The sequence below is a fragment of the Thalassotalea hakodatensis genome (assembly GCF_030295995.1).
In the GTDB taxonomy this organism is placed as follows: Bacteria; Pseudomonadota; Gammaproteobacteria; order Enterobacterales; family Alteromonadaceae; genus Thalassotalea_C; species Thalassotalea_C hakodatensis.
Window position 1 is genome coordinate 3,625,572 of the sequence record NZ_AP027365.1, and the last position, 25,381, is coordinate 3,650,952.

20 protein-coding genes are annotated in these 25,381 nt (G+C 39.0%); 14 read left to right on the top strand and 6 right to left on the bottom strand.

What is annotated here, in order from left to right:
* The first annotated feature begins 164 nt into the window (after positions 1-164).
* Entirely contained in the window at positions 165-1,259 is a 1,095-nt protein-coding gene (gene trmA, locus QUE72_RS16090; RefSeq protein WP_286270114.1) for a tRNA (uridine(54)-C5)-methyltransferase TrmA, read from the top strand.
* A 1-nt stretch (position 1,260) separates the two neighbouring features.
* Here the strand turns inward: trmA and fabR are convergent, their stop codons facing one another.
* Positions 1,261-1,893: an HTH-type transcriptional repressor FabR gene (gene fabR, locus QUE72_RS16095; protein WP_074496515.1), complete on the bottom strand. Its 633-nt coding sequence runs from the start codon at positions 1,891-1,893 to the stop codon at positions 1,261-1,263.
* Positions 1,894-2,100: 207 nt separating this feature from the next.
* Between fabR and QUE72_RS16100 the strand changes: the two genes are divergently transcribed.
* Together QUE72_RS16100 and sthA are read left to right on the top strand one after the other, a co-directional pair.
* A complete protein-coding gene (locus QUE72_RS16100; protein WP_083601899.1) occupies positions 2,101-3,219 on the top strand; it encodes an acyl-CoA desaturase in 1,119 nt (372 codons plus the stop codon).
* A 99-nt stretch (positions 3,220-3,318) separates the two neighbouring features.
* The gene (gene sthA / locus QUE72_RS16105; RefSeq protein WP_074496514.1) at positions 3,319-4,746 is read left to right on the top strand and encodes a Si-specific NAD(P)(+) transhydrogenase; all 1,428 of its coding nucleotides are present in this window, start codon (positions 3,319-3,321) and stop codon (positions 4,744-4,746) included.
* 85 nt (positions 4,747-4,831) lie between these two features.
* Here the strand turns inward: sthA and hemE are convergent, their stop codons facing one another.
* The 4 genes from hemE to mpl all read right to left on the bottom strand — a co-directional run bounded on the left by hemE (position 4,832) and on the right by mpl (position 11,889).
* Positions 4,832-5,899: a uroporphyrinogen decarboxylase gene (hemE, locus tag QUE72_RS16110; protein ID WP_074496537.1), complete on the bottom strand. Its 1,068-nt coding sequence runs from the start codon at positions 5,897-5,899 to the stop codon at positions 4,832-4,834.
* Between the two features lie 578 nt (positions 5,900-6,477).
* Positions 6,478-9,702 (bottom strand): amidohydrolase family protein, encoded by a 3,225-nt coding sequence (locus QUE72_RS16115; protein ID WP_286270116.1) that lies wholly within the window; start codon positions 9,700-9,702, stop codon positions 6,478-6,480.
* A 190-nt stretch (positions 9,703-9,892) separates the two neighbouring features.
* Positions 9,893-10,510 carry a flavin prenyltransferase UbiX gene (locus QUE72_RS16120; protein WP_407704980.1) on the bottom strand — a complete coding sequence of 206 codons (618 nt, stop codon included), beginning with the start codon at positions 10,508-10,510 and terminating at the stop codon, positions 9,893-9,895.
* Between the two features lie 11 nt (positions 10,511-10,521).
* Positions 10,522-11,889 (bottom strand): UDP-N-acetylmuramate:L-alanyl-gamma-D-glutamyl-meso-diaminopimelate ligase, encoded by a 1,368-nt coding sequence (mpl, locus tag QUE72_RS16125; protein WP_286270117.1) that lies wholly within the window; start codon positions 11,887-11,889, stop codon positions 10,522-10,524.
* Between the two features lie 185 nt (positions 11,890-12,074).
* On the opposite strand from mpl, the gene QUE72_RS16130 reads away from it, so the two are divergent.
* The 10 genes from QUE72_RS16130 (at position 12,075) to QUE72_RS16175 (ending at position 22,893) form a co-directional block, all read left to right on the top strand.
* A complete protein-coding gene (locus QUE72_RS16130) occupies positions 12,075-13,244 on the top strand; it encodes a YcbX family protein (protein WP_286270118.1) in 1,170 nt (389 codons plus the stop codon).
* A gap of 1 nt (position 13,245) precedes the next feature.
* On the top strand, positions 13,246-13,977 hold the full coding sequence (locus QUE72_RS16135; protein WP_286270119.1) for a 5-oxoprolinase subunit PxpA: 732 nt from the start codon (positions 13,246-13,248) through the stop codon (positions 13,975-13,977).
* The gene (pxpB, locus tag QUE72_RS16140) at positions 13,964-14,677 is read left to right on the top strand and encodes a 5-oxoprolinase subunit PxpB (RefSeq protein ID WP_286270121.1); all 714 of its coding nucleotides are present in this window, start codon (positions 13,964-13,966) and stop codon (positions 14,675-14,677) included. Before QUE72_RS16135 ends, pxpB begins: the two co-directional genes overlap by 14 nt.
* Positions 14,674-15,618, top strand: coding sequence for a 5-oxoprolinase subunit C family protein (locus QUE72_RS16145; RefSeq protein ID WP_286270123.1), 945 nt, complete (start codon positions 14,674-14,676; stop codon positions 15,616-15,618). Before pxpB ends, QUE72_RS16145 begins: the two co-directional genes overlap by 4 nt.
* Before the next feature lie 129 nt (positions 15,619-15,747).
* Positions 15,748-16,335 (top strand): anthranilate synthase component II, encoded by a 588-nt coding sequence (locus QUE72_RS16150; RefSeq protein WP_286270125.1) that lies wholly within the window; start codon positions 15,748-15,750, stop codon positions 16,333-16,335.
* A gap of 77 nt (positions 16,336-16,412) precedes the next feature.
* Positions 16,413-17,564, top strand: a complete 1,152-nt coding sequence (locus QUE72_RS16155) for an HDOD domain-containing protein (protein WP_286270126.1) — start codon at positions 16,413-16,415, stop codon at positions 17,562-17,564.
* A 611-nt stretch (positions 17,565-18,175) separates the two neighbouring features.
* Positions 18,176-19,393: an aspartate aminotransferase family protein gene (locus tag QUE72_RS16160; RefSeq protein ID WP_074496506.1), complete on the top strand. Its 1,218-nt coding sequence runs from the start codon at positions 18,176-18,178 to the stop codon at positions 19,391-19,393.
* A gap of 47 nt (positions 19,394-19,440) precedes the next feature.
* Complete coding sequence (astA, locus tag QUE72_RS16165) at positions 19,441-20,457, top strand: arginine N-succinyltransferase (protein WP_286270131.1); 1,017 nt, start codon at positions 19,441-19,443, stop codon at positions 20,455-20,457.
* 54 nt (positions 20,458-20,511) lie between these two features.
* Positions 20,512-21,981, top strand: a complete 1,470-nt coding sequence (gene astD, locus QUE72_RS16170; RefSeq protein ID WP_286270132.1) for a succinylglutamate-semialdehyde dehydrogenase — start codon at positions 20,512-20,514, stop codon at positions 21,979-21,981.
* Between the two features lie 111 nt (positions 21,982-22,092).
* Positions 22,093-22,893: a DUF1338 domain-containing protein gene (locus QUE72_RS16175; protein ID WP_286270133.1), complete on the top strand. Its 801-nt coding sequence runs from the start codon at positions 22,093-22,095 to the stop codon at positions 22,891-22,893.
* Positions 22,894-22,984: 91 nt separating this feature from the next.
* Here QUE72_RS16175 and QUE72_RS16180 read toward each other — a convergent pair whose 3' ends face one another.
* Positions 22,985-23,317: a DUF3718 domain-containing protein gene (locus QUE72_RS16180; protein ID WP_074496502.1), complete on the bottom strand. Its 333-nt coding sequence runs from the start codon at positions 23,315-23,317 to the stop codon at positions 22,985-22,987.
* A gap of 738 nt (positions 23,318-24,055) precedes the next feature.
* On the opposite strand from QUE72_RS16180, the gene QUE72_RS16185 reads away from it, so the two are divergent.
* The gene (locus QUE72_RS16185; protein ID WP_286270136.1) at positions 24,056-25,381 is read left to right on the top strand and encodes a PAS domain-containing protein; all 1,326 of its coding nucleotides are present in this window, start codon (positions 24,056-24,058) and stop codon (positions 25,379-25,381) included.

Sequence of the window (25,381 nt, forward strand, 5' to 3'; positions counted from 1 at the left end):
TTAACCGTAATCTAACTCCTCCCTGACTTTCAGCATCTCTAGCCGACTACATTTATATTGTTTAATAAACGTAAGTCTAAAGAAAATGGGCACTAATACTAGACAAAGCGACAAGGCACGCTACACTTTGCGCCTTTTAAGCACGTTCACTATTAAGGCACATCATGTTTAGTCATATTGATCCAGCACTATACCAAGCACAACTTACTGAAAAGGCCGTTGAAATGACTGAACTTTTTCACCCTTTTTCATCCGTTGAATTTGAAGTGTTTAGTTCAGAACCTTTACATTATCGTCAACGTGCTGAATTTCGTGTTTGGCATGAGGGAGACGATCTCTTCTATATAATGTTTAATCAACAGACTAAACAAAAATATCGTGTTGATACCTTTCCTGTTGCGAGTGAATTAATTAATACCTTAATGAAAGCCTTACTTGACGATATTCGTCACAATGAAACGTTACGCCGAAAGTTATTTCAAGTTGATTTTCTCACAACCCTAAGTGGTGAGGCAGTTATAAGCTTGTTATACCACAAGCAGCTCGATGAAAGCTGGCATGAAGAATGTAAACAATTGAAACAACGGTTATCTACTATTTGTCCGATTGACTTTATTGGCCGTGCTCGTAAACAAAAAGTGATTGTTGAAAAAGATTATGTTAATGAACGTTTGTCAGTGAATAATAAACAATATGTCTATCAGCAAATTGAAAACAGTTTTACGCAACCTAATGCAGGCGTCAATGAAAAAATGCTTACTTGGGCACAAAATGAAACCAAAGAAAAAGGCGGCGATTTAGTAGAGCTATATTGTGGTAACGGCAATTTTAGTATTGCGCTAGCAGAAAACTTTGATCGAGTACTTGGTACTGAAATATCTAAAACATCTGTTAAGTCTGCACAAAAAAATATTGAAGATAACCAATTAACGAATGTTAAAATTATTCGCATGTCGAGTGAAGAATTCAGCCAAGCAATGAACGGTGAAAAATCATTCCGTCGATTAGCTGATTTAGACCTAACCAGCTATCAGTATGAAACAGTGTTAGTGGACCCACCTCGTGCAGGCCTAGACCCTGATAGTGTAGAGTTAGCGAGTCGCTTTCATACTATCATTTATATTTCGTGTAACCCTGAAACACTAGCTGATAACTTACAACAATTAACAAAAACACATAATATTGAAAAGATGGCGTTGTTTGACCAGTTTCCATATACCCATCACATAGAAACGGGTGTTATTTTAACGCGGAAGTAGTTTATGTTTGTTCAGGCTTAGTGTTTTCGATACGATTAGCGAGCTCCATAGCGCCACGTGCGATAAAGCGCAGTTGGTGAATCGTTCTTTCTGATAATAGCTCGCGCTCTTTGCTATCGGCATCAAGGGCATCTGATCCAGCGCTAAACACAATAGTAACCGCAGCGTTTGCTTGTAAATATGCTATTTCAGCATCAAGTCGATTGGCTTGTTGTAAATAATCACATAGCTCTAAAGTAAAATAGCTAATTTCACGGTTAACTGCAGCACGAAATGCTGGTGACGTACCAGAACGCTCTCGGAGTAAAAGTCGGAAAATATTACCGTTATTCTCTATAAATTCCATGAAGGTTAACACGGATATTTGAATAACAGATCCCCCTTTTTCAATACGTTGGCGCGCTTGACGCATTAATTGTCTAAGGGTAAGTCCGGCTTCATCAACCAAGGTTAAACCAAGTTCATCCATATCTGAAAAGTGTCGATAAAAAGAAGTAGGTGCTAAGCCTGATTCTTTAGCCACTTCACGTAGGCTTAAATTAGAAAAGCTACGCTCTGCACTTAATTGATTTAACGCGGCATTAATAATCAACCGGCGCGTTTTTTCTTTTTGTTGTGCTCGAATACCACTCATACTGATTCATTGTTCTGAAATACATTTCACTATAATACTCAAATAGTTCACGCAGGGGAAATTTCTAATAAACAAATACATACACATGTACTCTTAAAAATTGAACAATTTATATTCAAAACTTATTAAAACAATACTTGACTATAGATGAAGGAAATTTAAAATAGCTTACACTTGTACACTGAAAATAAATTAATCGAGCGATTAGTGAAAAAACCTAAGATTATTTGGCTCAATGTAGCCGTTTTTGTCATCACCTTTTTATTCGCAGCCATTGCCGTTCCTTACCGAGCCTTAACTCATGGCTTTGATGCAGCCGAAATATTAATGGCAGTGGCGTGTTTTTGTTATTGCGGAATGTCTATCACTGCTGGTTACCATCGATTGTGGTCACATAAAACCTACCAAGCACATTGGTCATTAAGGCTCATTTATGCAATTGGCGGAGCATTTGCCTTACAAAATAGCGCATTACATTGGTCATCAGATCATCGCGTTCATCATAAGCATGTTGATAAAAATGATGTTGATCCGTATTCGGCTAAACGCGGCTTTTGGTTTTCACATATAGGTTGGATGTTACGGGAATATCAATCTCATCGGTATAACGATTACGAGAATGTAAGAGACTTACAAAAAGATGCAATCGTGATGTGGCAACACAAATACTATTTGCCACTTGTGTTATTAACCAATATTGGCATTCCTCTAATGTTTGGTATATGGCACGGTGATGTGATTAGTAGTTTATTACTTATCGGCTTTTTTAGATTGGTATTAAGTCATCATACAACGTTCTTCATAAACTCGTTGGCACACATTTGGGGCAAACAAACCTACAGCGAAAAAAACACGGCTAGAGATAATGGCTTACTCGCATTGTTCACCTTTGGTGAGGGATACCACAATTTCCATCATAACTTCGAGAATGATTATCGTAATGGTATTCGTTGGTGGCAATTCGATCCAACAAAGTGGTTAATAAAAGGTTGTGAATATCTAAATTTAACGAAGAAATTACGCGTAAGTCCAGAAGACAAAATAATCAAAGCACGTGTTTCAATGGAATTAAAACGTAAGCAGCTCAAACTTGCAGCGCACCCTAATGCAGATCAGTTACTAGAGCGCTTACAACAAGAATACGATCATTTAATCGTAAAGTTGAATGATTTTTACGAGGTAAAAAAACAGGTACTTTTAAGCAAAAGAGAACAGATCATTGCAGACGTGGAAAAATCTGAACTATTACTACGCTATAAAGAGATTAAGTTTAACTTTCAACAACAACAACGTAGCTGGCAATTTTTTCTAGAAAAAGTTGCATAAATAACAAGTTACCTAAGCATAATTTCGAAGCAATAAATTTACCTAACTCTTAATTCCTGCTAAAATTTTCGATTATCAGCAGGAATTAAGGTAATCCTTTTGGCTAAAAGCACTTCCCCTAAAAGCAAAAAAATAACATTTGATTTTGACGCCATTATTATAGGTACAGGCCCTGGTGGCGAAGGTACTTCAATGGAGCTTGCCAAAAAAAATAAACGTGTCGCAATAGTAGAACGTTATAAAGAAGTTGGCGGCGGGTGTACACACTGGGGTACTATTCCGTCTAAAGCACTCAGACAAAGTGTCTCTCGGCTTATCGAATACAATTCAAACCCGCTATTTAGGCAACATGAAAAAGCAAAACATCTGACATTTTCCGATATCTTAAGCCACGCATCTGCCGTTATACGTAAGCAAGTACAGCTTCGTAGCGGTTTTTATGACAGGAACCGTGTAGAACATATTGTTGGTGAAGCTTCTTTCATTGATAAACATACCCTAAAAATAGTTAAACCTGACGGCTCTATTGAAACAGTGACCGCTAAACAAATAGTGATTGCTACAGGATCTCATCCATATCGCCCTGATGATATCGATTTCAACCACCCTAGAGTGTACGACTCTGACACCATTTTATCGCTTCAACATGACCCTCGTTCGGTAATTATTTATGGCGCAGGTGTCATAGGAAGTGAATACGCATCAATATTTAGAGGGTTGAGTGTTAAAGTAGATTTAGTTAACACCCGTGATCGCTTATTATCCTTTTTAGATGATGAAATGTCTGATGCATTAAGTTACCACTTCTGGAACAACGGTGTGGTCATTAGACACGGAGAGCAAATCAAGAGCGTTGACGCTACCGATGATCACGTAATTGTTAACTTAGAGTCAGGTAAAAAAATGAAGGCTGACTGCCTATTATGGGCCAATGGTCGTACTGGCAATACAGCAGCGTTACACCTTGAAAACGCAGGGTTAAAAGCTGATGGTCGAGGACAACTCAAAGTCAATGACCTTTATCAAACAGAAATAGATAACATCTTTGCGGTCGGCGATGTAATTGGTTACCCGAGTTTAGCCAGCGCAGCTTACGATCAAGGTCGACTTGCAGCATATGCCATGATGGATAACAAGAGCACAGCAAAGCTCATTGCTGATATTCCCACAGGCATCTACACAATTCCTGAAATCAGTTCAGTAGGTAAAACGGAACAAGAATTAACGGAAGCTAAAATTCCTTATGAAGTTGGTCGCTCGCAATTTAAGCACTTAGCCAGAGCACAAATTGCGAATAGTTTAGTGGGGTCATTGAAAATTTTATTTCACCGCGAAACAAAAGAAATACTCGGCATTCATTGTTTTGGCGAAAATGCGGCCGAAATTATTCACATTGGCCAAGCAATTATGCAGCAAAAGGGTAAAGGCAATACGATAGAGTATTTTGTCAATACTACCTTCAACTACCCTACAATGGCTGAGGCTTTTCGCGTTGCCGCCTTAAACGGCCTTAACCGACTTTTTTAACATTTTTTCAAAAACGAAAAAATGAGTCAAAAAAAAGGAGTCAGGTACAATTTAAGCCTAAATTGTACCTGACCCCTTTTTTTCATTATTTATGGTAAGGCGTGCTTAAACGACGTACGGCATCAATAAAATAACCAGCATGCTCAGGGTTCACATCAGGGTGAATGCCATGCCCTAAATTAAAAACATGTCCTGTTTTTTCTTGGCCAAAACCTTTTAATATCGTTGCGACCTCTTGCTCAATACGTTCTTTAGGCGCATATAACATTGATGGATCCATGTTACCTTGTAGCGCAACTTTGTCCCCTATTCGAGCCTTGGCATCTTCAATATTGATCGTCCAATCTAAACCAACAGCATCACAACCAGTCGCCGCGATAGACTCTAACCACATACCGCCATTTTTAGTAAAAAGTGTCACCGGTACACGTCTACCGTCATTTTCACGCGTTAGCCCATCAACAATCTTTGCCATGTATTGCAAAGAAAAATCTTTGTAGTCACGTGGAGATAACACGCCACCCCATGTATCAAAAACCATAACCGATTGAGCACCTGCTGCAATTTGAGCATTAAGGTAACTAATCACAGAATCAGCTAATTTATCAAGTAACAAGTGTAATGTTTGCGGATCTGCATACATCATTTTTTTAATCTTGGTAAAGGCTTTAGAGCTGCCACCTTCAATCATATAAGTGGCTAAAGTCCATGGACTTCCTGAAAAACCAATTAATGGCACATTGCCATCAAGAGCTTTGCGGATTGACCGTACTGCATTCATCACGTACTGCAATTCACCTTCCGGATCAGGGTGACCTATTTTTTCAACATCTGCTTTACACGTAATAGGACGTTCGAACTTAGGGCCTTCACCCGTTTCAAAATATAACCCCAAGCCCATTGCATCTGGAATGGTTAAAATATCACTGAATAAAATCGCCGCATCTAAAGGGAATCGTCTTAATGGCTGTAACGTGACTTCAGTAGCAAGCTCTGTATTACGACACAGTGCCATGAAATCGCCCGCATCTTTACGTGTTTCTTTGTATTCTGGTAAGTAACGACCTGCTTGTCGCATCATCCATACCGGCGTGTAATCAACAGGTTGACGTAATAAGGCGCGTAAATACGTGTCGTTTTTCAATTCAGTCATTAAAAATGCATCCAATAAAAATAATGCGCGCATTCTACCACTGCGCTATTTATTGATCTATGTTCTATGTCAAATTGTTATAGCGAAAAACTTATGAAAGGAATTCATACAGAATGTAGATATTTAACTATTCAATAAAATAAAATAAATTTTTGTTAACTTTTTTTTAATGATACTTTTGCGATCAATTCCCCATGCTGTTTAATATATAACCAGACTGTTATATAGATAAATTTCAATGAATTCAGCAACATTAGAAAGCATCTTAATTTGAGTGCTTTTTTATTACCCATTAACATTGTGCTAACAAGCCGTTATACGAAAAAACTCGTGGTATAAATGCTCTAATAAAGTTGTTGCATGGCAATAATCCCTTTGCTATAAATTGTCCCGCGCTAACGGAAAACAATAATAATAAAAAAACAAAAATTAATAAGAAGCTAGTAAAACTAGACCATACAGCGAGCATTTCAAGCCTTACTTCGGTAAGGCTTTTTTATTGCCTGAAATAATGCTTTTTATCTCTCTCACAAAAAAACCGACGTTTTAACGTCGGTTTTTTTTATACTTAACGATAATTACTGCTCAAAATAAAACCTTGAGCGTTTGTTATCATAGTTACCAATTTCATTCATGGTTGCAGCATCATATAGTCGGCCATTAATCATGGTATAAGTCACCCTATCAGATAACCGAATATCTTGGGTAATATCACCATCGATCACAATTAAATCAGCAAGTTTACCTTGGGATATCGAACCTAAGTCTTTATCTAGGCCTAATGACTTAGCAGGTGCGATTGTCGCTGTGCTTAGCGCTTCAATAGGCGACATACCACCTTGGGCCATCATCCAAATTTCCCAGTGCATAGCTAAACCTTCACGCTGGCCGTGTCCACCAGCATTAACTAACACTCCAATATCTTGCATCTCTTTAGCCACTTTAGCGACATTGAAATGATTATAATGATGTAAAGGCGCTTTAGTTCTTCGCATTGAGCGTGGTTCTAGTATTTCACTCGGTACGTATTTGCTTAAACGTGGATGCTTCCATACATCTGTTGTATCGTACCAATAGTGCTCACCTGAAATACCGCCATATGCAACACCCATTGTAGGTGTATAAGCCATTTCAGAATGCGACCACAATTGTTTAATATCATCATAAACTTTAGCCGTTGAAATAGAGTGCTCTAACGTTGTGTGACCATCTATCAGCATCGTTAAGTTATGTTGTAAAAGAGAGCCACCTTCAGGCACAACCATCACACCCGCTTCACGACCCGCTTGAATAAACTGTTGGCGTTGATCACGACGTGGCTGGTTATAACTTTTCACTGAAAAAGCACCCGCTTTTTGTAAACGCTCAATGTGAAACTTTGCGTCAGCTAAACTATCCACGTGTGCTGTAGCCCCAGCTGATGTTGCTCCATATAAAATACGTCCTGTTGAAAATAGGCGTGGTGCAACAATTTCACCTGCCTTTTGCATTTCACTGGCGGCAAAGAAACTGGTTGTGTCATTAGAAGGATCATGAATAGTCGTGACCCCAAGTGACAACCCAGCATAGTTCTTCCAATTTTGCTCAGGAATAATTTGATAGCTCCCTTGAGCACCATGAGCATGGGCATCAATTAAACCAGGTACAATCGACTTACCAGTAATATCAACCACTTTGGCATTATTAGGGACAGTAACGTCTTGTTGATTACCCACAGCAATAATTTTATTACCGTCAACAACCACAACACCGTTATCAATCACACCTTTTTTATCCATGGTGACTACCTTGCCACCAACAAAGGCAATCTTACCCTCAGGCTTATCAATGGCGTGTTCATAGCTTAATGAAGTAACAGTAGGTTTAACGTCAGATTCTTTTTCGTCATCCTTAGTAAAATCAAACAAGCTTGCAACATTTGCCTGGTATAAGTCTGCACCTAAGGTCCAATATAATGCAGCAGAATTTCCGTGCCAATTAATGCCTTCGCCTGCACGTACCGACAATTGTTTAACAGGGAAGTTTTTAGCATTTGGCCCTGTATCAATAACCGAACCACGTTCAGCAAACGGCGTAACAAAAACCTTGAACCGTTCTGCAAAGGCTAAATGCTTTCCACTTGGCGCAACGCGATATTCAGTTGCAAACTTGCCTTGGTATAACGCTTGTTCGTGTTGACCATCTAAGTCTATTTTAAATAATTGCGTTTTCTTGCCACCACGGGTTAAGTAAATTCGGTCACTTCTCGCCCCAAAGTGCGGCGCTGAGCCTGACTCTGTAATTAATGTTGGCTTCCCACCTTTTGCCGGTACTTGATATACGCCGGTTTTTAATCCCCATTTAGGATCTAATATTCCGCCGCCTCGTACTTTTCGATAAACAACTGTTTTATTATCAGGCGAAAAGCTCGGTTCAATATACTTACCTGGTTCCTTAATCAGTGATTTCCCTTTTCCACCGCGGCTTGAGGTCACCATAACCTGACCAAGTGATTTATCATCCCACGTTGTGTAAACAATCTTTTTACCGTCGCGGGAAAAACTCGGATTTAATTCACGATAATCGCGTTGTTTTGTCAAACGTTTCGCTTTACCGCTCGCTTTGCCATCACGCATTTTTTGGGTATATAAATAGCCCATTGACTCAAATACAATTTGTTTGCCATTAGGTGACACTTCAACATCTCGGATCATTTTCGTATTAAAGGTTTCTTGATCTAAGTCTTGCTGAAAACGTAACGCGGTTTGAATTTTCTTTTGAGTGTTAACCTGAAACGGTATCACTTCCACTTGACCATTCTCAGTATTTAGCCGATTGATTTTACCACCAGACCAAAACACTAAGGTTTTGTTATCAGGCAGCCATGCCATATCAGGGTATACACCATGAATCGCCCAGGTTTCTTGCATATCACGATCAAGGTTTTCATATGCGAGTGTTTTTTCACCGCTATTTAAGTCATAAATATAAAGTTTAGATTGAAAATCATCTCGGCTGATAAAGGCTAACGAGTTACCATCAGGTGACGGTACAGGTCTAATAGCGCCACCTTTACCAGCAATAATGGTTTTAATTTTTCCTGTGGCGAGTTCAAAACGCTTAATACGATAAATACCTGACTCTGAATCTTTACTGTATTCAAAGTATTTACCCGGTGTTGAGTCTTGTGAAAAGTAGACATAACGGCCATCAGGCGAAAACGCTGGTTCACCTAAATCTTTTTGCTCATTGGGGCGTTTGGTTAGCATTACACCGCTACCGCCTGATTTATGATAAAGCCATACTTCACCAGCCCCTAATGAACGACTGCCGGTATAGTGCTTACGGCCAACCAAGTAGTTTCCGTCAGGCGACCATGCAGGGCTGTTAAGCAATCGAAACGATTCTTTTGTGACGGGTTTCGCATCACTACCGTCTGCTTTCATTATCCATAAATTATCACCACCATCTTGATCAGAAGTAAACGCGATATATTTACCGTCAGGGCTAAAAGTCGGCTGCATTTGCCATGCGATATCTGTCATTAACGCCGTTGCTTTACCGCCAGTAATCGGCATTGTATAAATATCACCTAACAAATCGAAAACAATCGTTTTTCCGTCGGGGCTTACATCAACATTCATCCAAGTTCCTTGGCTTACATTGATATTAGCCATAGTAAACTCACCTTGGGGTTCGTTGACTGACCATTTTTTATCTTTATCGGTTGAAGGCTTTTCGTCAGCAATACTGCTTGCACTGGTCATAGATAATGCAAGAGCAAGTGCCGCTGTCGACAACATGTGTAGTGGCTTTTGAGGCATTTGAATATCCTATAGGGTTATCATTATAATTTTTATCACTAAGCAGAGGCGATTTAACACACAGCTGCCCTTAGCGTTTAACAGTTATAGTAAACACTAAAGCACAGTTGTATACAAAATTTCAATATAGTTGAGATAGACGAGAATAATTTTACGGTAAACGCCTAATACAAATAGATATAAGAATTACTTATTTTTGGTAGCCCCAACGAGGCATGATGGTTTGAGGTATATTTAAATGGTCAAGTAACCTACCAACCATAAAATCAACTAAATCGTTAATTGATTGAGGGTTATGATAAAAGCCAGGGGCTGCCGGCATAATAGTAACGCCCATTTGCGAAAGCGTCAGCATATTCTGCAAGTGTATAGTCGAAAATGGTGTTTCTCTCGGTACTAAAATCAACTGACCACGCTCTTTGATCACCACATCAGCGGCTCGCTCAATTAAATTATCACTCATACCTTGGCTAATGGCGGCTAATGTGCCAGTGGAACATGGACAAACTATCATGGTTTTAGGCGCCGCAGAGCCAGAAGCAACAGGAGAAAACCATTGCTCTTTACCAAACACCGTAATTTGCTCTGCTTTTGCATCAAAATGTGACGTTAACAATGATGTGGCAGCGTCTGGTGCCGCAGGCAGTTTCAAAGAAACTTCCGTATCAAGCACCACTCGGGCAGCACTCGATACCAACAAATAAATTTGATAATTCGACGCAACAAGACATTCAATGAGCCTTAACGCATACGGTGAGCCGGAAGCGCCAGTGATCGCTAAGGTGATTTTTCCTGTAAAGTTGCTCATCATTACCTCAATTATTTAGTTGCTAATGCAGTTAACAACTGCTCATGAATGCCACCGAAACCACCATTACTCATAACCACAATGGTATCACCAGCTTGCGCATGATCAATGATTGCAGTGGTAAAACGCGGTAAGTCATTATCAACAATACACGGCTGTTGGCAATCTTGAATAAGCTTATCGACCGACCATGTTATTTTATCTCCTTGATAAACAAATGATAGATCAGCTTCTGAGAGTGATTTAGCCAAGGTATCTTTATGTACACCTGACTTCATCGTGTTCGATCTTGGCTCTAACACGGCAAGAATACGCCCTTCTCCTACATTTGCTCGAACAGCACTTAATGTTTTTTCAATCGCTGTAGGATGGTGAGCAAAGTCATCAAATACTTTTATCTGATTTATCTCACCGCGTAACTCTAACCGACGTTTTGTATTAACAAATTCCGAGAGGGCTTCTATCGCAACTTTACTTGGTACACCCGCATGGCGCGCAGCAGCGATCGCCATTAAGCCATTATCAATATTAAAGTCGCCAATTAACGACCAATTAACCGTACCTTGAATGTCGTCTTTAAAACGGACAACAAATTGACTACCGTCGGACGTGAGCTTTTCAGCATGCCAGCCTTGGTGGTGATTAACATCATCAACGCTAAATTCTGTTGGTGTCCAACACCCCATTGAAAGGGTTTCTTCAATGGCACCGTCATTTGCTGGAGCAAGTACCAAACCATTACTTGGTACCATGCGTATTAAGTGATGAAATTGTTTTTGTATATCACTTAAGTCATTAAAAATATCAGCATGATCAAACTCAAGATTGTTGATCACTAACGTTCGTGGCCGATAATGGACAAATTTAGAGCGTTTATCGAAAAAAGCCGTATCGTATTCATCAGCTTCGATAACAAAAAAAGGTGAATTGCCTAATCGAGCAGAGCAACTAAAGTTTTGCAACACACCGCCAACTAAAAAACCAGGGGTTAGTTTGGCGTATTCTAATATCCACGTAAGCATTGAGCTTGTTGTTGTTTTGCCATGCGTACCTGAAACTGCCAATACCCAACGATCTTTAAGCACGTGCTCTAACAACCATTGCGGCCCAGATATATAGGGAATATTTCGATCAAGAATGTGTTCAACCATCTCATTTCCACGAGACATGGCATTACCCACTATCACTAAATCCGGTTCGTCATTTAAATGTTCAACGTGATAACCTTGATTTAATTCAATACCTAATGCAGCCAATTGTGTACTCATTGGAGGGTAAACATTTGCATCACAACCCGTTACACGGTGACCGAGCTGCTTTGCAATTGCTGCGATACCGCCCATAAAAGTACCACAAATGCCAAGTATATGAAGATGCATACAATTCCTATCTATCGGGGAGCCCCAGTAATGGTCAGCAATATACCCGATATCACCCATAAACTCACCATTAAATGACCCTTTGTCGATATATACGAATAATTCCTTAATAATTCATTTAATTACAATTGCACTTACGCACTCTGTTTGCCAAAATCATAACAAAGAAACCTAAAGGAATTATTGTGCCTAACCTAAAAGTTCAGTCGTTACATATCTACCCAATAAAATCAGCATCGGGTATTAGTTTATCGCATGCTTGGGTTGATAGTTATGGGTTAAGCTTTGATCGTCGTTTTGTTTTAACAACATTAGAGGGTCAATTTATCACCGCTAGAACACAACCGACACTATGCTTAATTAACGTCAATATAACTCCCGAAGGGTTAGTGTTAACTGCGCCAGACATGCCAGTACTCGAAGTGATAGTCGCGAAGTTTAGTGAACAATATCATAACGTAACGGTATGGAATGACGACATCGAAGCGCTATATTGCCATCAACACTACGATAAATGGTTTAGTCAATATTTAGGCATACCCTGCCAGTTGCACTTCTTTGCTGAGCGTTCAACTCGCTTTGTTAAAAACAGAAACAATCAAGTGGCCTTTGCTGATGGTTACCCATTACTTATTTCCACACAGGCAACACTAGATGATCTCAACCAGCGCTTAACGGGGCATCAGGTCAGTATGAGCCAGTTTAGACCAAATATTGTCGTAAAAAATAGTGAGACATTTGCCGAAGACACATGGAAACATATCCGTATTGGTGAAGTTGAATTTGAAATCACTAAGCCATGTAGCCGTTGCATATTTACCACAGTTGACCCAAGTACAGGTGAAAAACACAGCAAGCAGGAACCGTTAAATACCTTAAAGCAATACCGCCAAATGGAAAATGGTGACGTTATTTTCGGCCAAAACATGGTGGCACTTAATAAAGGCGTTATTCGCCAAGGTGACAACATAACGATAATTAAACAGCAAGATGCGCCAATATACTGCAAGCCATCAAAAGCGATGAAACCTAATACTCAAAACCCCCCTGAACAAGTAGCACAAACGAAGCCCACAAAAGCAATTCCTAAAAAAGTAAATTTACGTTTTGATTCTTGGGATACCTTCCACAAAGGAAACACCCAAGAACCAATTTTAGATCAAGGAGAAGCCGCAGGGTTGATATTACCGTACTCTTGTCGCGGCGGTATGTGTGGCCGATGCAAAATCAAGCTTGAAAGTGGTGAGGTAAAGCAATTAGCTGACGATGGCTTAACCGATGAAGAAAAACAACAAGGTTATATATTAGCATGCAGCGCTATTCCACAATCAGACCTGGTTTTAAATTCACATTAATATGACACTACTTCTTAATTGCGACCTAGGTGAAAAAGTACATCACAATGATGCGTTGTTGATGCCATACATAGATCAGGCAAATATAGCCTGTGGTTTGCATGCATCTGATCCGCAAACTATCGATCACACCATAAAGCTCGCCATAAAAAACAAGGTTTATATTGGTGCTCACCCCAGTTACCCAGATAAAGAAAACTTTGGCAGGAAAACCATGGTGTTACCCAAAAATTCACTTGAAGCGGTATTGCATTATCAATTAGCCGCATTTGCGCAATTATGTAAAATTAACGATGGTCAACTACGCTATGTAAAACCACATGGCGCTTTGTACAATGATATGATGAAAGATCTCGATATTTTTACTGTGATTTGCCAAGTAATAAACAACTTGTTTACCGATGTTTCACTCATGATACAGGCGCTACCTGAGATGAGTAAATTTCAACAAGTTGCGGCAAAATACAATATCAGCTTAATAACAGAAGCTTTTGCTGACAGAAACTATCAAGATAGCGGTCTGTTAGTCCCTCGCACACAAGCTAACGCAACAATACATGATGCAACTCACATTCAGCAAAATATTGCGCAATTACTAAAAACAGGGAAGCTATTGTCAGTGTCAGGTCAAGCGTTACCGATAACTGTAGATAGTTTGTGTATTCATGGTGATAACCAACACGCGGTTACCCTCGTCAAACAAATAAGACGGCTTCTAAATGAACACTGCTGAGCAAGTTGAAATTTCGGCCATCGCTGAAGATGCGGTACTTGTTGAATGGCAAGAAGCTATTTCGCCAACCATTCAACAGGCAATTCATCAATTAAAAACGGCTTTAAACGCTTCATTGTCGTATAAAGTGATTGAGATGGTGTCAAGTTACAGTAGCTTGCTCATTTATTATCGCTTTGATTTACTCACCTACTCACAATTACTTGAGACCATCATTGAGCACACTGCCAATTCCACGCTGTCACGAGACGATACCAGCAATATGCCGGAACTTAATATTCCAGTGTATTACCACGGTGCCGATTTAAACGATGTAGCGAGTCAATTGTCGTTAAGTGTTAAAGACGTTATTGAACACCATAGTTTCAATACCTACATTGCTTACGCACATGGTTTTACACCAGGGTTTTGCTATTTAGCATCATTAGTAAAGCAACTGCAATTACCAAGGCGAGCAACACCCCGCACTAACGTACCCAAAGGTGCTGTAGCAATTGCTGGACAACAAACAGCTGTATATCCAAATACGAGCCCTGGAGGGTGGCATATCATCGGCTACACACCTATGGCAATGTATACAACTCAAAAGCAATTATTTGTGCCAACGATTAATTTAGGCCAAGTGGTTCGTTTTACCGCGATTTCGAAAGAGAAATTTACCGCTTTGGGCGGTAATCTTGATGAGGTTGATTGTCTATGATCACTGTTGCAGAATGTACGAAAAACATTTCTATACAAGATTTAGGTCGTCCATCAGCTCAGCATCTAGGTTTTAGTGCATCTGGTGCTGCAGATGAATATAGCTTTTTGCTTGCCAATTTACTGCTCGAAAATCAAGCTAACACACCAGTTTTTGAAATATTTTTAGGTAATGTTACTTTTAAATTCAATCAGCCATGCACCCTTATTTTAACAGGAGCAGATTGCCATTCACGACTAAATAATCGTAGCGTATTAAATAACCAGCTATTAAACATAGCAAAAGGTGATGTATTACAATTACGAACACCCCGTAACATGCTATATACCTACCTTAGTGTACAAGGTGGATTCGATTGCAGCAGCTGGCTAGGAAGTGCAAGTTACACACCTAACGAACGTAACATAAAAGGCCACATTCAGCCCATTTATAAAGGGCAAGTATTTACTTTATCAGCAAATAAAGCCACGGAAAGTAAACATGAAAAAGTTATCAGTAGCAAGCCAAACCAAGATAGAAACCTTTTTCATCAATCACAAGAAGATACATTAACACTTAGGTTTATTCCAAGTAATTTGTTTAATGCATGGACACAAACACATCAAAATGAATTTTTAACTCAAATATTTCAAATCTCAACGAACAGCGACAAAATGGGTTATCGGCTTACAGGTGAGCCACTTGAAGGATCCTCAAAAACAGAATTATCAAAGCCAGTGACATTAGGCACCATTCAATTACCCCCTGATGGCCAACCGATCATTTTAATGAAAGCACGACAAACAATCGGCGGTTACCCGCTACTTGGTGTGGTGATACATACCGATGTCATGCGTTTAAGTCAAAAACGTCCAGGCGAACAGGTAAATTTTAACATTACATCAATGAGTCAAGCACAAGCACAATTGCTATCATTTAGAAGACGTATGGGGTTAACGTGACACTAAGCGCGCTTGAACTATATCAAACCTACAAATGAATACCTCAGGCACAAAATAGTTAATGAATTATCAACGCTATCACTTTAGAATAGCCGCGGTTTTTCTTGCTTGTTCCGATAAGGTTTCTTTGTGATATTAATGATCGACAATTACGATTCTTTTACCTTTAATCTCGTACATTATTTTGAATCGCTCGAGCAGCGGGTATTAGTCTTTCGTCATGATGAAATCACCATTGAAGCCATTAAGCAGCTTTCACCCCAGTATATTGTAATATCACCTGGCCCCTGTGATCCCGACAAAGCTGGTATCTCACTTGACGTTGTTAAACACTTTGCAGGCAAAATTCCAATTTTAGGTGTTTGCTTGGGACATCAGTGTATTGCACAACATTTTGGTGCAAAAATAATCAAAGCACGCCACGTTATGCACGGCAAAACGAGCCAAGTGCATCATCGAGGAAATTCTCTTTTTACAACATTAAACCAACCATTGAATGTCACTAGATACCATTCACTAATCGTCGATAAGCACAGCCTACCAGCAACGCTAGTAATAACAGCATGGACAGAGAACGAGCAAGGCGAAGTTGATGAAATAATGGCACTAACGCATAAAGAACTCGCTCTTACCAGTGTACAATTTCACCCGGAATCAGTGTTAACGGAGCAAGGCCATCAATTATTAAAAAACTTTCTTTCTCAACAACCTCTATAATTGTGTTTAAACCCATAAAATTAAACGTTATGCTACTGGTGCCGATAGCAAGATGTCACGCTTAAAAATAGATACCCATGAAAATATTTGAAGATAACGAACTCCTTTCACCGATATACCAAAAAGCAATTGCACTAACTATAGGGAAGGAATATGTCGAGCGTGAGCATAATGCAACTTCGGTTATTGCCAAACAGAACAGTGAACAACAAAATCGAAGAAGAGAGTTATTAGCCGTAGAAGAACAAGCAAATAAAAATAGGCTCATTGAAGAGCACGGTAAAAGTCATTTTAAACATCAAATGATGAGCAAATTCTTTACCCGAGTGAATACGCAGGTAAACAGTGCCTTCGATCAAAAAGAAAGCCTATATACCAATTTATTACAGATAGAAGATGCGGCTCCTGCCATCATGGAAATTTTAGCCGTAAAAGCTGCATCGGTGAAACGGATATCTCCTCTTGTAACATCACTGCCTTGGCTTGCTGATGAACTTATCAAACTCGTCAATAAACCACAGTACAGAAAGCGCGCAGATGTTCAAGTGAGCGATGCTAATTTAGCCTTAACGTACATCGGTTTAGAAAACCTAAAACTAGTCATGCCCACGTTTATGTTAAAACATTGGTTACCGACAAGTACCTCCCCTTTTGGTGCAATGAAAAGAAAACTATGGAACGATTCACTCACCATCGCTCTTGCTGCACAAACACTCGCAAAGTTCCATAAGTTAGACGCTTTTACTGCCTTTTCTGCAGCCATGTTTAGTAACATAGGTTTACTTGCTGTTACGCGAAGTTATATTCAAACCTACAATGATTTACACAAAGAAGAAGTAAAAAAAGCGTTTGATAATAAAGATAAACGTTTACATGATGTATTAGTTGAATTTGATTTATCACCTGAATTAATGCATCAACAACTGACCACAAGAAGTGCGGCAGTTAGTGCTGATCTAGTGGAATTAATGCGCTTTGACCGTTTAATGATCACTGAACCTATTTTTGATCTTGCCTATACCAATGACTTACAGACAATGACACCCATCGCACAACTTATTGTTAAAGCCAAGGCCTATGTGATGTACCGAAATTTAGCAGGCGATGAAATGATCTCTACAGAACAAGCGAAAACATTACTCACTAGCGTACAGTTGACTAAAGCAGAAATAGCACTATTGAAAAAGTCAGATATTGATCATATTAAGCTGACATTTGATCACACCTAAAGGCAACTTCTTTTAACGTTACAGACCCTAATTTTCGCAGCTCATCTATAAATTCTTACTGTCCATGTTTAATACAGCAATTAACTTTACAGGTGTCATGTTTCTTTAAGGTTATCTTGCCGCTTTAAGCACACCAGAAGAGTTATACAAAATGCTATAACATTGCGGTCAAATGCGACAAAAACCTAAAAAAATGTCGACAACAGTGCGATAAAATTAGCATTTTTTTTGAGTATTTATGAAATGTAAACTTCTATTAACGTATCAAGAAATGCTCAAATACACTCAAGCTCTATCAAATTTATAGAATCCATTTATCAATTATAGTTATGCAATATAATTGAATAAAAAACATAAACCCCTTGAATTACAAGGCCTTCAAGCACATTCAAGCAAGACAACTATCTTTTTATCTGTCATAATGCCGCTGGTATGTTTACCTTTGACGTATCTATTTCGCACAATATTTACGCTCAGCATAGCAAGTATTTTCGTGTACAAAGTTTATACTGCAAAGTTAAACACACAAACGTAATTTAACGACTAAAATAGCATTAGCTGATATTAGTATTAAACCTATAAGATAGCATTCCGAATTTAAGGAGTAGACAATGAGTAATCACCAACCGGTTAGCCGTGAATTATTTGATGAAGTTATGGTACCTAATTATTCTCCATCAGCAGTAATTCCTGTACGAGGCGAAGGTTCTCGCGTTTGGGATCAACAAGGCAAAGAATATATCGATTTTGCCGGCGGCATCGCAGTTAACTGTTTAGGACATTGTCATCCAGCACTAGTAGGCGCTTTAAAAGAACAAGGTGAAAAACTTTGGCACCTTTCAAACGTAATGACCAACGAGCCTGCTCTACGCCTCGCTAAAAAACTTGTCGACAATACATTTGCTGAAAAAGTATATTTCGCAAATTCTGGCGCAGAATCTAACGAAGCAGCTTTAAAACTTGCGCGCCGTTGGGCACTTGAAGTGCATGGCGATCACAAAACACAAATTATCGCGTTTAAGCAAGGCTTTCATGGCCGAACATTTTTTACCGTAACCGTTGGCGGTCAAGCTGCATACTCAGACGGTTTTGGCCCAAAACCAGGTGATGTAGTACATGCTGAATATAACAACTTAGAAAGTGTTAAAGCACTAATTTCAGAAAAAACCTGTGCTATCGTGATGGAACCTTTGCAGGGTGAAGGCGGCATTATTTCACCAACAGACGAATTTGTGAAAGGTGTACGTGAATTATGTAATCAACACAATGCATTATTAGTGTTTGATGAAGTGCAAACCGGTGTTGGCAGAACAGGCGACTTATACGCATATATGGGCCTTGGCGTAACACCTGATATTTTAACCACAGCCAAAGCACTTGGCGGTGGCTTTCCAATTGGTGCAATGCTTACTACTACTGAAATAGCAAAGCACTTAAAAATAGGTACACACGGTAGTACATATGGCGGTAACCCGTTAGCATGTGCTGTTGCTGAAGCAGCGTTCGATACTGTGAAAGATTCAGCAGTACTTGCTGGCGTAAGTCAAAAAGCCGCTATCTATAACGAAGGCTTAAATGCCATCAATGATAAATACCATGTATTCAAAGAAATTCGCGGAAAAGGTTTGTTAATTGGTGGTGTATTGTCAGATAACTACCAAGGTAAAGCAAAGGATTTTCTTATTGCTGCGATGGAAGAAGGCGTAATGACTCTTGTCGCGGGCGCCAGTGTCGTTCGTTTCGCACCTTCATTAGTGATTCCTGATGAAGATATCCAAGAAGGCTTAGCTCGATTTGAGCGTGCTGTAGCAAAAGTCGTTAACGCATAGCTTTATGAGCCTCTTATCAGAGGCTCTATTTATCTTGAGAAGTAGATATGATCATTATTCGCCCTATTCGACATAACGACTACGATGCACTGCATAAAATTGCCGTAGAGTCAGGTCATGGTTTTACCTCATTACCTGTCAATGAAGAACTACTTTCACAGCGTATCGCGCATTCTGAAGCTTCTTTCCACCGTGAAGTGTCATCCCCTGGCAATGAAGGCTACCTTTTTGTCATGGAAGATACCGACACTGGAGAAGTTGTCGGCACAAGTGGTATTGAAGCAGCTGTTGGTCTAGATGATGCTTTTTATCATTATCATGTTGGTAAAGTGGTTCATAGCTCTAGAGAGCTGAATGTATATAACACGGTTGACACCTTATCGCTTTGTAATGACTACACGGGGGCAACTGAAATATGCACCCTATTCTTATCAGAAAGTCATCGAAAAAATAGCAATGGCCGTTTTTTGTCGCGAATGCGATTTCTGTTTATCGCAGAACACTTAGAGCGCTTTTCAGATACCGTTATCGCTGAAATGCGCGGCGTTTCTGATGATGAAGGCCGTTCCCCTTTTTGGAATTGGTTAGAAGAGCACTTCTTTTCAATGGATTTCCCAACCGCTGATTATTTAACAGGCATTGGGAAGAAAGAGTTTATTGCTGAATTAATGCCTAAATATCCTATTTATGTCAATTTACTCAGTAAAGAAGCGCAACAAGTTATCGATAAAGTACACGATAAAACAGTACCAGCATTAAGATTACTTGAAGCAGAAGGTTTTAGCCGACGTGGCTACGTTGATATTTTCGATGCCGGTCCTACCGTTGAAGCTAAAACGAGAGATATACGTTCAGTTAATGAAAGTCTGCGCTGCCAAGTTATCGTTGGTGATGTTGATAGCAATGATAACTATATTTTATGTAACAACAAAATTGCTGATTTTAGGGCTGTACAAGCACCGATATTAATGCGTGAAACCGCTCATCAAGCAGTAATTACTCCACAAGTAGCTGAAAGCTTACATGTTTCGGATGGTGACTGGATCAGAGTGATAAAAAATTAACAGCACCATTCGCATTCAACAAAATACACGCAACAGTCGTGATGAGGAAAAACAATGACGCACCCAATACAATTTATCAATGGCCAATGGCTAGAAGGACAAGGCTCAGCCTTTAACTCTGTTAACCCTGCAAACAACACTGAAATATGGCAAGGGAATGCGGCAAGTGAGCAACAAGTTGAACAAGCTATCAAAGCAGCACGCAATGCATTTACTCCATGGTCCTCTCAATCGGTAGAGTCACGTATTGCCTTAACTGAAAAATTTGCTCAGTTATTGACTGATAACAAAGAAACATTAGCAACAACTATCGCACAAGAAACAGGAAAGCCACTTTGGGAAACCAGAACCGAAGTGGGTGCAATGGTCGGTAAAATTGCCATTTCAGTTAAAGCGTATCATGACAGAACAGGGACCGTTGAAAACCCAATGCCTGGTGCAAAAGCATTTATTCGTCATAAGCCTCATGGCGTAGTTGCAGTTTTCGGTCCTTATAATTTCCCTGGTCATTTACCAAATGGCCATATCGTGCCTGCATTAATTGCTGGAAATACTATTGTATTTAAGCCTAGTGAATTAACGCCATTAACGGCAGAGGTCACGTTAAAGTTATGGCAAGAAGCCGGGCTTCCCGAAGGTGTACTTAATATGGTACAAGGTGAAGTTTCAACAGGTAAGGCACTGGCGAACCATCCACAAATTGATGGCCTATTTTTTACCGGCAGCTCAACAACAGGTAAATTATTGCATGAGCAATTTGGTGGTCTTCCTGGCAAAATTTTAGCATTAGAGATGGGCGGTAATAACCCGCTAATCATTAAAGATGTTAAAAACACTGATGCCGTAGTACATGACATTTTACAGTCTGCTTTTATTAGCGCAGGTCAACGCTGTACTTGTGCACGTCGTCTATTTATTCAATCAGGTGAACAAGGCGATACAATACTTGCCAAACTGATTGAGTCAACAAAAGCCATTAGTGTTGGTTATTATGATGATGAACAGCAACCATTTATTGGTTCAATGATTTCTGAAAAAGCCGCATTAGGATTAGTAAGCGCTCAAGATAAACTCATCAAACTTGGTGCTAAATCATTAGTTGAATTAACCCATAAAAAGGCAGGTACTGGGTTTGTAACACCAGGTATTTTAGATGTTACTGGTATAGATATTCCAGATGAAGAACATTTTGGTCCCTTATTAAAAGTGTATCGTTATACTGACTTTGACGCTGCCATTGATGAAGGAAATAACACCGCATTTGGTTTATCGGCAGGTTTACTTGCAGACAATGAAGCAGACTATCAACACTTTTTCTCACGTATAAGAGCAGGCATTGTTAACTGGAACAAGCCAATTACAGGTGCTAGTAGCGCCGCACCTTTTGGTGGCATTGGAGACAGTGGCAACCATAGAGCCAGCGCTTATTATGCAGCAGATTATTGTGCATACCCAGTGGCTTCTGTAGAAGCTAACGCCGTATCGTTACCTGAAAACTTATCGCCAGGACTTACCATAAAATAAAGACTGATCACGCTTTAATGAAGCCAGCACTGCCTTCGTTAAAGCGTATTAATCCCTAAATACTAAAAACACGTTATTTTTAGCACCCAATACAATGTAGTGAGAAATATCATGAGCGTTGAAGTAAAAAAATTATTCGATAATATTTGGCAAAATTATTTACAAGTTACTCCCTCTGCTGAGAAAATTCATCAGTTATTAGGTTCGGGCAGCGATGTGATCAACGATCATGTGGCATATCGCACCTTTAACCACGAAAAAGTAAACATTGAGAAACTTGCCCAACATTTATTAGCACTTGGCTATAAAGAAGGTGGGGAGTATCACTTTGAAGCCAAAAAATTATACGCAAAACACTTTGAGCATGAAGATGATACGTTGCCAAAAGTGTTTATTAGCGAGTTATTAGTGGAAGAGTTTTCTCCGCAAGCTCAAGCTATTATCAATAAAGTAGTTGACCATATTGATGCATCATTAGTAGCAACGCCAGAATTACTGTATTCAGGTAGAAACTGGCCGTTAAGCTATGAAGAATACCAAACCCTGCTAGCAGAAAGTGAATATGCCGCTTGGTTGTCAGCATGGGGGTATCGCGCAAACCACTTCACCGTTAGCATCAACTATTTAGAAAACTTTGATGACATCGAACAAGTTAACCAATGCTTGAAAGATGCAGGTTACGCACTGAACGCTTCAGGCGGTGAGATAAAAGGCAACGCAGAAGTGAAATTAGAACAATCATCCACCATGGCGGATAAAGCTAAGGTTGAATTTTCTGATCAAACCGTTGACATTCCCTCATGCTTTTACGAGTTTGCCAAACGGTATCCTTTAGAGAATGGTAAATTGTATACGGGATTTGTCGCTGCCTCAGCCGACAAGATATTTGAAAGTACCAACTCAAAAATTTAATAAACATAATATGAATGCTGCTCAGTTAGCGTAAACCAACTAACTGAGCTTTTTCAGCATAATTTTCAGCATATCAAAGTATTTACCCTTGTTATTTTTGTGCTTGATGTTGAGCAATATCTGTAATTGATACTTGTTGTTCACCACGTTCAATCATGTGAATCATCACTTCTGGACGTTTACCGTGCTTTTCAACGAAGGCTAAAATATTTTCACCGTTACACGCAATATTTTTAGCGACAAACTTAGCTGAATACCCTGAGGCTTTGATCTGGTTATGCATCACCGCGCGATTTCCATTTGCAGCAGCCATACATAAACTTGTTTCAATTGAGCCATCTGAAGCGGTTAACTTCTCAGCTTGCGCAGTCGCGGCAACACCTGTAATCATTAATGCACTAACTAATACTTTTTTAATAAACATAGTCACTTCCACCCTTTATTACTGACAACACAACACATGTTGTTCGTATATATAGTGGCAATAAAATCAGATAAAGTTGTTTAAACTAGCACTGAGAATGTAAGAGTTCGTGTCATAACCCTGTCTAAATGACGAATAAACCCATACCAACAAAACACATAACAAGTTGTATCTATTATTAAAAAACATAATGTATATACAACTTTTAAAAAAACACAAAAGATTACATTCATCAATGCAAAGCCTATTAATTATTCAATAACAACACAGTCATGATAACTTTCTGCTTTGTCGTACGAACGATGGTAAATTTAATCTAAAACAGTGTTGAATATTTTCATTGCTACTTTCAGTTCAAGTCATACTCAGTATGATCACAATAGCCATATAAATAACTACATCTGCTACATACTTCTTATTTAAATTGTACAAACGCATAATTATTTTTTTCGCTACAATAAAAACTTGGGATGTTTTTGTTCGTAATACGTCAATAGGTACTTTAAGGAAGAAAATGGATTATCTTCTGAAGTTTGAATGTTCTAATATCAAGAAAGTTCAGCTAAGTTATTGGCTATAAAAACTTTATTTGAATTGTTTTTTAACGTTATATTCAATTTTTATTATCCATTTTCTATTTGTTTTACTATAGTTAAATATTAAATAGTTGCTTTAGTTAGGAACAGCGACACGGCCAATTATTTAATTAGCAGTAAAGTAATGGTGTAGGAACACAATATGGATATACAGTTCTTTGAAAGTAATGCACGACGACAAGATAGCTCTTTAAGGGTTGCCGTAGATCGCATACACAATAAACTTCAACATTTACAATCTGAAAAACAATTAATTCAATTAGTGACAGAACTATTATGTGAATTATCAGAATCACGCCATGTGTTGGCGTTTAAACTTTCTTTTGATGATCAAAGAACCCCTTATTTTGAAAGAATAGCTGCCGCTGAAAGTACAGCGCTAAGTACTCAACCATTGCCCTGCACTCAACATCTCGCCATTAATACTAGAACCAAGCCGCTTTATAAAGCTTATGTTGCTAATTGCCCAACAGTACTGCATGAAGCCGAACTATTAACAGAAATTCATCCTCACGGGGAAGAAAATCAACAAGCGATGATGTTGCCTGTTCATGATGTAGAAAAGCCCATCGCAATGTTTATGTTATTTGACGCTAAATCACCTTATCATATTAATCAAATCGTCCGTTATATTCCGTTATTTAATGCACTGAACCATGTGCGACGTTTACTAAAAGCATCACCTATTAATGCACATAAACTGACCAAACTAGAACAAAGTTTCAAGCAAAATTATTCCTTATTAGAGACGCTTTCACCCAACCCAATTTTAATTCTAAAAAAAGATTTAAGCATCGCCCGAATTAACCCTTCCCTAGAGGCTTTATTAGGGTTTGACAACAGCCAATTAGTGAATGAACACATTAGTAAAATTATTCCTGAACACCATAAGCACCAGCACAAGTTAAGAATAGCACTAAGCTTTCAACATATTGGACAAGCAAATAAACAACACATCACCATCAATACCGCCGAGAGTGTTCCATTAAATTTATCCTGTAGTATTGTAAAAATAATGGAAGCAGGCGAAGTTCGCATTCTGATTTTAATGCTTGATCAACACGATGATCACTCTGTACAACAACGCTACGAGCTAGAATTGGCACGCTTCAAAGCGTTATCTGAGCTTGTACCTATTGGTATTCTTCAAACGGATGAAAATTGGCATACGCGATATGTAAACAATAAATGGCTAGAAACCCTAGGTGTTGAACGGCAGGATGTTAATAAGCTTAATTGGACTCAATTATTTAGCACCGAACAAGCCGAGTCTATTTTAGCTAACTTATATGAATCGTTAAATTGTCATCAAACCTTTGAATTTGAAGGCAGTATTTTCACGAATTATGAAAAGGAATTGTGGATCCACTTTGAAGCCCGACCGCTATTCGATATGCAAGGTAATTTGTCTGGCTTTATAGCCTCTATTGTCGACACACTTTTCATCATAATACTGAAGAACGTTTAA

Bases quoted from the DNA above. Each gene is read 5' to 3' on its own strand.
- QUE72_RS16115 (WP_286270116.1), bottom strand. From the start codon at position 9,702: ATGCCTCAAAAGCCACTACACATGTTGTCGACAGCGGCACTTGCTCTT.
- astD (WP_286270132.1), top strand. From the start codon at position 20,512: ATGACGCACCCAATACAATTTATCAATGGCCAATGGCTAGAAGGACAA.
- pxpB (WP_286270121.1), top strand. From the start codon at position 13,964: ATGAACACTGCTGAGCAAGTTGAAATTTCGGCCATCGCTGAAGATGCG.
- hemE (WP_074496537.1), bottom strand. From the start codon at position 5,899: ATGACTGAATTGAAAAACGACACGTATTTACGCGCCTTATTACGTCAA.
- QUE72_RS16120 (WP_407704980.1), bottom strand. From the start codon at position 10,510: ATGAGCAACTTTACAGGAAAAATCACCTTAGCGATCACTGGCGCTTCC.
- fabR (WP_074496515.1), bottom strand. From the start codon at position 1,893: ATGAGTGGTATTCGAGCACAACAAAAAGAAAAAACGCGCCGGTTGATT.
- QUE72_RS16185 (WP_286270136.1), top strand. From the start codon at position 24,056: ATGGATATACAGTTCTTTGAAAGTAATGCACGACGACAAGATAGCTCT.
- QUE72_RS16180 (WP_074496502.1), bottom strand. From the start codon at position 23,317: ATGTTTATTAAAAAAGTATTAGTTAGTGCATTAATGATTACAGGTGTT.
- QUE72_RS16160 (WP_074496506.1), top strand. From the start codon at position 18,176: ATGAGTAATCACCAACCGGTTAGCCGTGAATTATTTGATGAAGTTATG.
- QUE72_RS16135 (WP_286270119.1), top strand. From the start codon at position 13,246: ATGACACTACTTCTTAATTGCGACCTAGGTGAAAAAGTACATCACAAT.
- QUE72_RS16175 (WP_286270133.1), top strand. From the start codon at position 22,093: ATGAGCGTTGAAGTAAAAAAATTATTCGATAATATTTGGCAAAATTAT.
- mpl (WP_286270117.1), bottom strand. From the start codon at position 11,889: ATGCATCTTCATATACTTGGCATTTGTGGTACTTTTATGGGCGGTATC.
- QUE72_RS16145 (WP_286270123.1), top strand. From the start codon at position 14,674: ATGATCACTGTTGCAGAATGTACGAAAAACATTTCTATACAAGATTTA.
- QUE72_RS16155 (WP_286270126.1), top strand. From the start codon at position 16,413: ATGAAAATATTTGAAGATAACGAACTCCTTTCACCGATATACCAAAAA.
- astA (WP_286270131.1), top strand. From the start codon at position 19,441: ATGATCATTATTCGCCCTATTCGACATAACGACTACGATGCACTGCAT.
- trmA (WP_286270114.1), top strand. From the start codon at position 165: ATGTTTAGTCATATTGATCCAGCACTATACCAAGCACAACTTACTGAA.